General features: G+C 64.5%; 11 protein-coding genes. All 11 read left to right on the top strand.

All coding sequences use genetic code 11. From position 1 onward, the window contains the following. The first annotated feature begins 128 nt into the window (after positions 1-128). The 11 genes from ftsZ to nrdR all read left to right on the top strand — a co-directional run bounded on the left by ftsZ (position 129) and on the right by nrdR (position 11,803). Complete coding sequence (gene ftsZ, locus AO716_RS14145) at positions 129-1,298, top strand: cell division protein FtsZ (protein ID WP_055241783.1); 1,170 nt, start codon at positions 129-131, stop codon at positions 1,296-1,298. Positions 1,299-1,329: 31 nt separating this feature from the next. After that, positions 1,330-2,019 carry a polyphenol oxidase family protein gene (locus AO716_RS14140; RefSeq protein WP_055241780.1) on the top strand — a complete coding sequence of 230 codons (690 nt, stop codon included), beginning with the start codon at positions 1,330-1,332 and terminating at the stop codon, positions 2,017-2,019. A 49-nt stretch (positions 2,020-2,068) separates the two neighbouring features. After that, positions 2,069-2,815: a YggS family pyridoxal phosphate-dependent enzyme gene (locus AO716_RS14135; RefSeq protein ID WP_055241778.1), complete on the top strand. Its 747-nt coding sequence runs from the start codon at positions 2,069-2,071 to the stop codon at positions 2,813-2,815. An 81-nt stretch (positions 2,816-2,896) separates the two neighbouring features. Next, positions 2,897-3,430, top strand: coding sequence for a cell division protein SepF (locus AO716_RS14130; protein WP_055241776.1), 534 nt, complete (start codon positions 2,897-2,899; stop codon positions 3,428-3,430). A 60-nt stretch (positions 3,431-3,490) separates the two neighbouring features. Next, entirely contained in the window at positions 3,491-3,778 is a 288-nt protein-coding gene (locus AO716_RS14125) for a YggT family protein (RefSeq protein WP_055241775.1), read from the top strand. A 156-nt stretch (positions 3,779-3,934) separates the two neighbouring features. Further along, the gene (locus tag AO716_RS14120) at positions 3,935-4,594 is read left to right on the top strand and encodes a DivIVA domain-containing protein (RefSeq protein WP_055241773.1); all 660 of its coding nucleotides are present in this window, start codon (positions 3,935-3,937) and stop codon (positions 4,592-4,594) included. A gap of 172 nt (positions 4,595-4,766) precedes the next feature. Beyond that, positions 4,767-5,339, top strand: coding sequence for a signal peptidase II (gene lspA, locus AO716_RS14115; protein ID WP_055241771.1), 573 nt, complete (start codon positions 4,767-4,769; stop codon positions 5,337-5,339). Continuing rightward, positions 5,332-6,267, top strand: coding sequence for an RluA family pseudouridine synthase (locus AO716_RS14110; RefSeq protein ID WP_055241769.1), 936 nt, complete (start codon positions 5,332-5,334; stop codon positions 6,265-6,267). The genes lspA and AO716_RS14110 overlap by 8 nt, the downstream gene beginning before the upstream one ends. Before the next feature lie 27 nt (positions 6,268-6,294). After that, entirely contained in the window at positions 6,295-9,834 is a 3,540-nt protein-coding gene (gene dnaE, locus AO716_RS14105) for a DNA polymerase III subunit alpha (RefSeq protein WP_082413570.1), read from the top strand. 14 nt (positions 9,835-9,848) lie between these two features. Then, entirely contained in the window at positions 9,849-11,210 is a 1,362-nt protein-coding gene (gene hisD / locus AO716_RS14100) for a histidinol dehydrogenase (RefSeq protein ID WP_055241766.1), read from the top strand. Positions 11,211-11,305: 95 nt separating this feature from the next. Continuing rightward, a complete protein-coding gene (nrdR, locus tag AO716_RS14095) occupies positions 11,306-11,803 on the top strand; it encodes a transcriptional regulator NrdR (protein ID WP_055241765.1) in 498 nt (165 codons plus the stop codon). The last annotated feature ends 26 nt before the right edge of the window (positions 11,804-11,829 follow it).

Here is an 11,829-nt window from a genome sequence, read left to right as displayed (position 1 = left end):
AGTAGAGCATTACTTGACATAACTATAACCCTCAAGTGGAGGGTTAAGGTTGTTCGGTTGAAGGTTTCGGCTGGGGCAGACCCGGCCACATTGATCAGTTGCACAGATTCGAACAAGGGACACAGGACGTGGCAGCACCGCAGAATTACTTGGCCGTCATCAAGGTCGTCGGCATCGGCGGCGGCGGCGTGAATGCCGTAAACCGAATGATCGACGTCGGACTCCGCGGAGTCGAGTTCATCGCCATCAACACAGACGCCCAGGCGCTGCTGATGTCCGACGCCGACGTGAAGCTCGACGTCGGACGTGAACTGACCCGCGGCCTCGGCGCAGGGGCTGATCCGGAAGTCGGCCGCAAGGCGGCTGAGGATCACGCCGAAGAAATCGAAGAGGTGCTGCGCGGAGCGGACATGGTCTTCGTGACCGCCGGCGAAGGCGGCGGAACCGGCACCGGCGGCGCGCCCGTCGTGGCACGCATCGCCCGCTCGCTCGGGGCCCTGACCATCGGCGTCGTAACCCGTCCGTTCACCTTCGAAGGCCGCCGCCGTTCCAACCAGGCGGAATCGGGCATCGATACCCTGCGCGACGAAGTCGACACCCTGATCGTCATCCCGAACGACCGCCTGCTCTCCATCAGTGACCGCAACGTCTCCATGCTGGACGCGTTCCGTTCCGCTGACCAGGTGCTCCTCTCCGGCGTCCAGGGCATTACCGACCTAATCACCACCCCGGGCCTGATCAACCTCGACTTCGCCGATGTGAAGTCGGTTATGCAGGGTGCCGGCTCGGCCCTGATGGGCATCGGCTCCGCCCGCGGTGAAGACCGTGCCGTCAAGGCTGCGGAGCTGGCCATTGCCTCCCCGCTGCTGGAAGCCTCGATCGACGGCGCCCACGGCGTGCTGCTCTCCATCCAGGGCGGATCCGACCTCGGCCTGTTCGAGATCAACGAAGCTGCCCGCCTGGTCCAGGAAGTGGCGCACCCCGAAGCCAACATCATCTTCGGTGCCGTCATTGACGACGCCCTGGGCGACGAAGCACGCGTCACCGTCATCGCAGCCGGGTTCGACCAGGTTGACGTGACCTCGCAGCCGGCCTCGGCCAAGCCTGCCGAGCCGCTGACCCCTCCGGCCGCCGCAGCTGCTGCAGCCGGTGCAGGCACCTCCGCCTGGGCCCAGCGTCCCCAGTCTTCGGATGTGCCCGCAGACGCAGGATTCGACATCGACCTCCCGGCCGTGGTTGAACCCGACCTGAGTGCCGGCCGCCAGGATGACCTGGACGTCCCGGATTTCCTCAAGTAGTCCAAACACCGGCGCGAGGTTGCCTGATCGTATGTTTTGGTGGGAAGGGCAGGGCCCCGGCGGGCTCCGCGTAGCCTTTACTGACACATCGGCGGGCAACCTCGCGCTGCACGTTGGGGACGATCCCGCGGCGGTCCGGAGCAACCGGAATGCCCTGGAAGAACAGATGGGGATTGCCTCCGGAAGCCTGCGTTTCATGGAACAGATCCATTCCGCGGACGTTGCAGTGGCCGGCGGGCAGGATGTTCCCGTTGCAGACGCGCTTCTCAGTCCGGACGGATCCGTTCCGCTTGCGGTGATGGTGGCAGACTGCCTGCCGGTGCTGTTCGCGGGGACCCGCCCCGGGGGTGCGGTAACGGCCGCAGCCCATGCCGGACGGCGCGGCCTGCTTGATGGAATCCTGCTGAACACGGTTGCTGCCCTGCGCAGCGCCGGTGCACAGGACCTCATGGGCTGGGTTGGGCCGGGTGTCTGCGGTCGGTGCTATGAAGTGCCCGAAGCGATGCTGGCGGATGCGCAGCACCTGCCGGGCGCGGAATCACGCACCCGCTGGGGCACTCCAGCGCTGGACCTGCCAGCCGCCGCACTCCATCAGCTGAAGTCCCTCGGCGTATCAGCGGTACAGGTGCCGGGGTGCACCATGGAAGAGCCGGCGCTTTTTTCCCACCGCCGCGATGCTCCCACCGGACGCTTCGCCGGCCTGGTCTGGCCCGGCCTGTAGTCCCCGCCGCGGCGGGGAGACGAAAAGAAAGCAGCAGCACGAGGATCCCATGAGCACCACCACGCCTGAACGGGTAAATGACCTTCGGCAGCGACTGGACGCCGTCCGCCGCCGTATTGCAGCCGCAGCAGCCTCAAGCGGCCGAAGCGAACCGAATCTCATCGTTGTCACGAAGTATTTCCCGGCGTCCGACGCCGCCATCCTCGCTGCGCTGGGGGTGCATGATGTGGGGGAGAACAAAGCCCAGGAGGCAGAGGCAAAGGCGGCTGAACTGGTGGACAGCGGCCTGCGCTGGCACTTCATTGGGCAGCTGCAGACAAACAAGGCCAAGTCCGTGGTCAGGTACGCAGCGGCGGTCCACTCCGTTGACCGTGCCGGGCTGGTTGGCGCGCTGGCCAAGGCAATGGCTGCTGAGAACCGGCGCCGCGGCGGGGAGGGCAAGCCCGCACGCGGGCCCCTCGACTGTTACCTGCAGCTCGATCTGCGCCAGGGCCAGGGCCTGGAGCCAGGGCGCGGCGGTGCCCGGCCCGAGGAGATGCTGGAACTTGCTGACGCCGTAGCTGCCCAGCCGGACCTCCGTCTTGCCGGTCTTATGGCAGTGGCGCCGCTGGGCGAGGATCCTGCTGCGGCCTTCGAGCGGCTCCGGGACTTGTCGGCTGTGCTCACGGACCGGTACCCGGATGCCGCAGGCATCTCCGCCGGCATGAGCCAGGACCTGGAAGCTGCTGTGGAACACGGCGCGACACACCTGCGCATTGGCTCGGATGTTCTCGGTCCCCGCCCTGCTGTGGGGTAGCGTCAACAGGGCAGGGCAACACTGCAAAACCACTGGGTACCACTGGAAAACGCGGGACGCTGAAGGACTGAAGGAGCAACCATGGCTGGCGCAATGCGCAGGACGATGATCTACCTTGGGCTCGCCGATGGCGATGAGCTCTACGAGGACGAGCAGAAGCCTGTACGTGAGGCACCCGCCAGGGATGAAGAGCGCACACAGGACAATGAGCGAAGCGACCGCGAGCCGGCCGTGACGTCTGCTCCCGAGCGCAAGACCGCGGTAGAGGAATACCGCGCTCCCGTAACTCCCATCAAGCGCGCCCCCTCATCGGCAAAGGAAGACGTGGCAGGCTTGCGGCAAATCACCACCGTCCATCCCCGTTCCTACAATGACGCCAAGATCATCGGCGAGAGTTTCCGCGACGGGATTCCGGTCATCATGAACGTCACCGACATGGGAGAAGCCGACGCCAAGCGTCTGGTGGACTTCTCGGCGGGACTTGTCTTCGGGTTGCGCGGTACCATCGAACGGGTGACCAACAAGGTCTTCCTGCTCTCGCCGGCATACGTCGAGGTGCTGGGAGATGACAAGAAGGTCAGCGAGTCCCAGTCCACATTCTTCAACCAGAGCTAACCGCCGCTCCCTGCGGGCGGAACGGGCAGCCGTGGTTCTACGGCGGAAACGAAAAGACGCGTGAGTATTATTTTTGCCCTGCTGTACCTGGTGCTGATGCTCTTTCAGCTTGCCCTGATCCTGCGCATCGTGTTTGACGCCGTACAGATGTTTGCACGCCAGTGGCGGCCGAAGGGCCCCGCACTGGTGTTGGCGACCTCGGTATACGGGGCGACCGATCCGCCCATCCGTGCGCTGAGGAAGATCATTCCTCCGCTGCGCCTGGGCGGAATCTCGCTGGACCTGGCCTTCCTGGTCCTGTTCATTGTGGTCAGCATCGCAATGCAGATTACGCTGGCCGCCGCCTAGGGGATCGCCGCAGGTGCGGCCGGTTCGATATCGGTTCGCAAAAGATATAATGTGAAAAATAGTATTGAATTGATCCCTGATTTAATGTTCGAGATTCTGTAACTAGGCTCACTGCCGCATGGCAGGCCGGCCTGATAACCAGTATGAGGTGACCAGATGGCCTTGACGCCAGAAGATGTAGTCAACAAGCGGTTCCAGCCGACTAAGTTCCGCGAAGGCTACGACCAGGACGAAGTGGATGACTTCCTCGACGAAATCGTCGTGGAGCTCCGCCGGCTGAACGCCGAGAACGAGGACCTGCGCCGGCAGCTTGCCGAAGCCGTGGCCGGTGCTCCCGCTGGTAACCAGGTTCCCGCACCGGTTTCGGCCGCTTCCAAGACCGAGCAGGTTTCCCAGCCGGTCAAGGAAGAGAAGAAGCCCGAACCGGCACCGGCTCCCAAGGCCGAAGAGCCGAAGGCTGAGGCTCCGCGCGCTGCCGAGCCCGCTCCGGCGGCCAACACCGCTGAGTCCGCTGCAGGCATCCTGGCCATGGCCCAGAAGATGCACGACGACTACGTGAGCGCCGGCGTCGAGCAGCGGGACAAGATCATCGCCGAAGCGCAGATCGAAGCCAGCGGACTCGTTAATGAGGCCCAGGAGAAGAGCCGCAAGATCCTCAGCTCCCTCGAGCAGCAGAAGGCTCTCCTGGAGCGCAAGGTTGAGCAGCTGCGCGGCTTTGAGCGGGATTACCGTTCACGCCTGAAGGCCTACATCGAAGGCCAGCTCCGCGACCTCGACTCCCGCGGATCAGTAGCCTCGGAGACCGCAGACGCCTAAGCGTGTGCAGCTAGTCGTTTCCGCATGGACGGATATTAATCAGGATTAGACTGGTAACAAAGCCACGGGCCGGTGGTCGGGATCTCCCGGCCGCCGGCCCATGGCTTTGAAAGACCCGTTCCGGCGCCCAAGTGCCACGCACAAACCTGCTGCCCGACTCCCCGAAAGCACCATGACTGAATCCTCCGGGGCCGCTGCCCCCCAGCCACAGCCTCCCGCGCGCCCGAAGGCCGCACTGACCCGTTACGCGCTGATCATGGCTGTCATTGCCCTGGCTGCGTGGGTCTTCGACCAGCTCACCAAGATCTGGGTTGTGTCCACCATGACTGAAGGGCAGGTCACGGACGTCCTTCCGCCGGTCCTGCGGTGGCACTTCATCAGGAACCCCGGTGCCGCGTTCTCGATTGGCACCGACTACACCTGGATCTTCACGATCATCATGGCCGTGGTCTCCGGGTTCCTGATCTATCTCATGTTCCGCCTGCGGTCCGCCGCCTGGTCCATTGCACTTGGTTTGGTGCTCGGCGGCGCGGTGGGGAACCTCACGGACCGCCTGTTCCGGGAACCGTCCTTCGGCCAGGGGCACGTGGTGGACTTCATCGCCTTTCCCAATTTCGCCATCTTCAACATCGCAGACTCGTGTGTGGTCTCCGGCGTGATCCTCGTCTGCCTGCTCACCCTGCGGGGGATCAACATGGACGGCACCCGGGCCGCAGCAACGGGCAAGGACACCACGAATGCCTGAAATCCATTCCCGCTTCACTATCGGCGAGGAGCACAACGGCGTGCGCGCAGACGCAGCGCTGGCCGAGCTCCTTGAGGTCTCCCGTTCCACCGCCGCCGGCTGGTGTGCCGAAGGCTGGCTCACCCGTGCAGGCAGGCCGCTGGCCAAGTCTGACCGGCTGCACACCGGGGACAGCGTGGCCGCCGACGTTCCGGAACAGCCGGACCCCCTGGCCGTCGTCGTCGAGCCGGTTGATGACCTCAGGATCCTTGGTGACGATGAGCACTTCGTCGTGATCGACAAGCCAGTGGGCGTCGCCGCGCACCCCTCGCCGGGATGGGTGGGCCCCACAGTGGTGGGCGCCCTTGCAGCCGCCGGCTACCGCATCTCCACCTCCGGGGCAGGAGAACGGCAGGGTATCGTGCACCGGCTCGACGTCGGAACTTCCGGCGTCATGGTGGTTGCCAAGACCGAGCACGCCTACACGCTGCTCAAGCAGGCCTTCCGTGACCGCACCGTGGAGAAGGAATACCATGCCCTGGTCCAGGGCCTGCCCGATCCGCTGGAGGGCACCATCGACGCGCCCATTGGACGCCATCCGGGGCACGACTGGCGCTTTGCGGTGGTAGACGATGGCCGGGACTCTGTGACCCATTACAAGGTCCTTGAAGCGTTCGGGCGGGCCTCCCTGGTGGAAGTGCACCTGGAAACAGGCCGCACGCACCAGATCCGCGTCCACTTTTCCGCGCTGCGCCATCCCTGCGCCGGCGACCTCACCTACGGAGCGGATCCGCGCCTGGCTGCCGAACTCGGCCTCACCCGGCAGTGGCTGCATGCCCGCAAGCTCGGGTTCAGCCATCCGGGCACAGGGGAGTGGGTGGAGTTCGTCTCCTCCTATCCGCAGGACCTGCAGTACGCCCTCGACGCGCTGGGCCGGGGAGACATCTGAACCTGCCGGGCCCCCTAGAATGGTTAGGTGGCTTCAGCAACTAGTTCGTCGAAATCGTTTGTCCACCTTCACAACCACACCGAATATTCGATGCTGGACGGGGCGGCACGCCTGACCGACCTGTTCAGCCACGCCGATGAACTGGGCATGAATGCCCTGGCGACGACGGACCACGGGTTCGTCTTCGGCGCCTTCGACTTTTGGAACAAGGCGCGAAACTCGGGCATCAAGCCGATCATCGGCGTCGAGGCCTACCTGACACCGGGCACGGCCCGTCAGGACAAAACACGCGTGAAGTGGGGCGGCGGCGGGCGCGACGACGTCTCCGGTGCCGGTGCCTACACCCACATGACAATGTGGGCCGAAAACACCGAAGGCATGCACAACCTGTTCCGGATGTCCTCCCTGGCATCCCTGGAGGGCTACCTCTACAAGCCCCGCATGGACCGCGACCTGCTGCAGACCTACGGCAAGGGACTCATCGCCACCACCGGCTGCCCCTCCGGTGAGGTACAGACCAAGCTGCGGCTGGGCCTCTACAAGGAAGCCGTCCAGGCGGCCTCGGACTTCCGGGACATCTTCGGCAAGGACAACTTCTTCTGCGAGCTGATGGACCACGGGCTGGACATCGAACGCAGCGTCCAGGGTGACCTCATCAAGCTGGCCAGGGAACTGGACCTGCCGCTCGTAGCCACCAACGACCTCCACTACACCCACGCGGAAGACGCGAAGGCCCACGCGGCCCTGTTGTGCGTCCAGTCCGGATCCACCCTCGCGGACCCCAAGAGGTTCAAGTTCGACGCCGATGAGTTCTACCTGAAGTCACCGGCAGAAATGCGCGCCGTGTTCCGGGACTACCCCGAGGCCTGCGACAACACGCTTCTCATCGCCGAGCGCTGCGACGTCGAGTTCAATACCAAAGCCAGCTACATGCCGCGCTTCCCGTGCCCTCCGGGTGAAAACGAGGAATCCTGGTTCATCAAGGAAGTCGAAGCCGGGCTGCACTACCGGTTCCCCAAGGGCATTCCGGACGACGTCCGCAAGCAGGCCGAGTATGAGATCGGCATCATCACCCAGATGGGCTTCCCGGGCTACTTCCTGGTGGTTGCCGACTTCATCAACTGGGCCAAGAAGAACGGCATCCGTGTTGGTCCGGGCCGAGGATCCGGTGCAGGCTCCATGGTGGCCTACGCCATGCGCATCACCGACCTGAACCCGCTGAATCACGGCCTGATCTTCGAGCGTTTCCTGAACCCGGACCGTGTGTCCATGCCTGACTTCGACGTCGACTTCGATGATCGGCGCCGTGCCGAGGTGATCCATTACGTCACCGAGAAGTACGGCGCTGACCGCGTCTCCATGATCGTCACCTATGGAACCATCAAGGCCAAGCAGGCGCTGAAGGACTCCTCCCGCGTGATGGGCTACCCCTTCTCGGTGGGCGAGCGGCTGACCAAGGCCATGCCGCCGGACGTTATGGGCAAGGGCATCTCGCTGAGCGACGTCCACAACAAGGAAGCCAAGCGCTACGGCGAAGCCGAAGAGCTGCGCGAACTGCTGGCCACGGACCCGGATTCCCAGCGGGTTTTCGAAACGGCTATTGGACTTGAAGGCCTGAAGCGGCAGTGGGGCGTCCACGCCGCCGGCGTCATCATGTCCTCGCACCCTCTGATCGACATCATTCCGATCATGAAGCGTGAGCAGGACGGCCAGGTCATCACGCAGTTCGACTACCCGACCTGTGAAGGCCTCGGCCTGATCAAGATGGACTTCCTGGGGCTGCGGAACCTGACGATCATTTCCGACGCCATAGAGAACATCAAGCTCAACCAGGACGTCGACCTTGACCTCGAGCACCTGGAACTCGATGACAAGGCGTCCTACGACCTGCTGGCCAGCGGCGACACCCTGGGTGTGTTCCAGCTCGACGGCGGGCCCATGCGTTCGCTGCTGAAGCTGATGCGCCCGGACAACTTTGAAGACATCTCCGCTGTGATCGCCCTGTACCGTCCGGGCCCCATGGGCGCGAACTCGCACACCAACTACGCGCTGCGCAAGACCGGTGTCCAGGAAATCACGCCGATCCACCCTGAGCTGGAGGAACCGCTCAAGGAGATCCTGGATACCACCTACGGCCTGATCGTCTATCAGGAACAGGTTATGGCGATCGCCCAGAAGGTGGCCGGCTTCTCGCTTGGCCAGGCAGATATCCTCCGCCGCGCCATGGGTAAGAAGAAGAAGTCCGAACTGGACAAGCAGTACGCAGGCTTCCATCAGGGCATGGTGGACCGCGGCTACTCCGAAGCAGCCATCAAGGCGCTGTGGGACATCCTGCTGCCGTTCTCCGACTACGCCTTCAACAAGGCCCACTCCGCAGCGTACGGACTGGTTTCCTACTGGACCGCGTACCTCAAGGCGCACTATCCCACCGAATACATGGCCGCCCTGCTCACCTCTGTTGGTGATGACAAGGACAAGCTGGCGATGTACCTGAACGAATGCCGCAAGATGGGCATCACCGTGCTGCCCCCGGACGTCAACGAGTCCTCAGTGAACTTCACCCCTGTGGGCAAGGACATCCGCTTCGGCATGGGCGCCATCCGCAACGTGGGCACCAACGTAGTCCAGGCGATGGTTGCCGCCCGTGAGGAAAAGGGCGCCTACACCAACTTCAAGGACTTCCTCATGAAGGTCCCTGCAGTGGTGTGCAACAAGCGCACCATCGAGTCGCTGATCAAGGCAGGTGCCTTTGACTCAATGGGCCATGCCCGGCGTCCCCTGGCCATGATCCACGAAGAAGCCATCGACTCCGTGGTGGTGCTCAAGCGCAACGAAGCCGTGGGCCAGTTCGACCTCTTCGCCGGCATCGGCGAGGCAGAGCCGGAAGCCTCCATCAGCATCGACATCCCGGACCTGCCGGAGTGGGAGAAGAAGGACAAGCTCTCCTTCGAGCGTGACATGCTCGGCCTCTACGTCTCGGACCATCCGCTCCAGGGCCTGGAAGGGATCCTGAGCCAGCATGCGGATTCGTCGATTACCTCGATTGTCAGTGAAGAAGGCCCGCCCGACGGCGCCATCGTCACCATCGCGGGCATGATTACCTCGCTGCAGCGCCGGATCGCGAAGAACAGCGGCAACGCCTACGCCCGGTGCGAGATCGAGGACCTTGCCGGGTCTATGGAAGTCATGTTCTTCGGCCAGGTTTACGGTCCGATTGCCGCCGTGCTCGCGGAGGACCTGATCGTCGTCGTACGCGGCCGGCTGCAGCGCCGGGACGACGGCGCGGTGACCCTCAACGCGCAGGAGCTCACTGTTCCGGACCTCAGTGAGGGTCATTCGGGGCCGGTGGTCATTTCGATGGCGACCTACAAGGCCACGGAGACGGTGGTGACCCAGCTCGGAGACGTGCTGAGGACGCATCCGGGCACCTCCGAAGTGCAGATCCGGCTCAACGGCAACCGGACGGTGGAAGTCATGAAACTCGGTGTGGATCTGCGGGTCAACCCCACCCCTTCGCTCTTCGGCGACTTGAAGGTGCTGCTGGGGCCTGCGTGCCTCGACGCCTAGGTAGAATGGGGGTTGTGACTCTTTCTGCTGACGCACGAACTGACCAGCCCTTTCCTTCCCTGCGCACCATCGATCTGCGCGGCAAGGTGCATACCCCTGCCCAGCTGAAGACTCTGATGCCGCGGGCCGAGACCACCACGGACGTCGCTTCCGACACCGTGGCCGCGATCATCAGTGACGTCCGTACGCGCGGCTTCGCTGCGCTGGCGGAGCTGGCGGAAAAGTTCGACGGCGTCCACCAGACCCATCCTCTGGTGCCGCGCGACGCTTTAGTGTCGGCGCTGGAGAACCTTGATCCCGCGGTCCGCGAGGGCCTGGAAGAGTCGATCCGCCGTGCCCGCGTCTTTGCCCAGGCGCAGCGGCCGTCCGACGTCGAAGTCGCGATCGCCGACGGCGCGACGGTGACCCACCGGTGGGTGCCGGTCAACCGGGTTGGCCTCTACGTGCCCGGCGGCCTGGCCGTCTACCCGTCCTCCGTGGTCATGAACGTGGTGCCGGCGCAGGCCGCCGGTGTTGCCTCCCTGGCCCTGGCCTCGCCCCCGCAGAAGGAATTCGGCGGCCTCCCGCACCCCACCATCCTTGCTGCCGCCGAACTGCTGGGCATCGAAGAGGTCTATGCCGTCGGAGGCGCCCAGGCGATCGCCGCTTTTGCGTACGGCATCCCTGCCGCTGAAGCCGGGCCCGCCCTGGAACCGGTCGACGTCGTCACCGGCCCCGGGAACGTATTCGTGGCAACTGCCAAGCGCCTGGTCAAGGGCGTCGTGGGGATCGACGCGGAAGCCGGCCCCACTGAAATCGCAGTGCTGGCAGATGCTTCTGCCGAGCCGAAGCTCGTGGCGGCCGACCTGATCAGCCAGGCGGAACATGATCCCAACGCTGCCTCCGTCCTCGTCACGGACTCCGAGGAACTGGCCCGTGCCGTCCGCGCAGAGCTGGACAGCCAGGTGTCCGCCACCAAACACACCGAGCGGGTCCGCACTGCCCTCTCCGGTGCCCAGTCCGCCGTCGTGCTGGTAGACGGCCTGGACGCCGGAATCGCTGTCTGCAACGCCTACGGTGCCGAACACCTGGAGATCCAGACGGCCAACGCGCGGGACACTGCCGGCCGGATCACGAGTGCCGGTGCAATCTTTGTGGGCAACTACAGCCCGGTGAGCCTGGGTGACTACTGCTCCGGTTCAAACCACGTGCTGCCCACCGCCGGCACCGCGGCTTTCTCCTCCGGACTCAACGTGACCACGTTTATGCGGGCCATCCAGGTCATCGATTACAGCCGTGACGCCCTGGATGAAGTGAGCCGGCACGTCGTCGCGCTCTCACGTGCGGAAGACCTGCCCGCCCACGGCGACGCGGTCAGCATCCGGTTCGCCGGCTAGCGCTGCGCCGCAGCCGCGCCGATTGTGAACCAGGCGGCACGGACACCTAGAATGAGGGCGCCAAGCCCGCCGCCCGCGTGTGAAAGGACCGAGGAATGTACTGTCCGTATTGCCGCAACGCCGACTCGCGGGTCGTAGACAGCCGCCTGGCTGATGACGGATCAGCAATCCGGCGCCGCCGGCAGTGTCCCGAATGCGGACGCCGGTTCAGCACCGTGGAAACCACCAGCCTCAGCGTCATCAAACGTTCCGGCGTGGCAGAGCCGTTCAGCCGCAGCAAAGTCATCAACGGCGCACGCAAAGCCTGCCAGGGCCGCCCCGTGAGCGAGGACGACCTGGCCCTGCTGGCCCAAGAGGTTGAAGAGACCATCCGTGCCTCCGGTGTCGCAGAGATCCAGGCGCACGAGGTGGGCCTTGCTATCCTGCGCCCGCTGCAGAAGCTGGACCAGGTGGCCTATCTGCGGTTCGCCAGCGTCTATCAGTCCTTCGAGTCGCTGGAAGACTTCGAAACCGCCATCGCTGCGCTGCGGGCGGAGTCAGCCCGCAGCGGGGGAGTGCCGGCCGGTTCACAGCGGCCGCTCACGGCCCAGTAGCCGCCCCCATCGAGATAGCAGAAAGT

Source organism: Arthrobacter sp. Edens01 (assembly GCF_001307035.1).
Lineage (GTDB): Bacteria > Actinomycetota > Actinomycetes > Actinomycetales > Micrococcaceae > Arthrobacter_B.
This window is presented reverse-complemented; position numbering and strand designations above follow the sequence as displayed.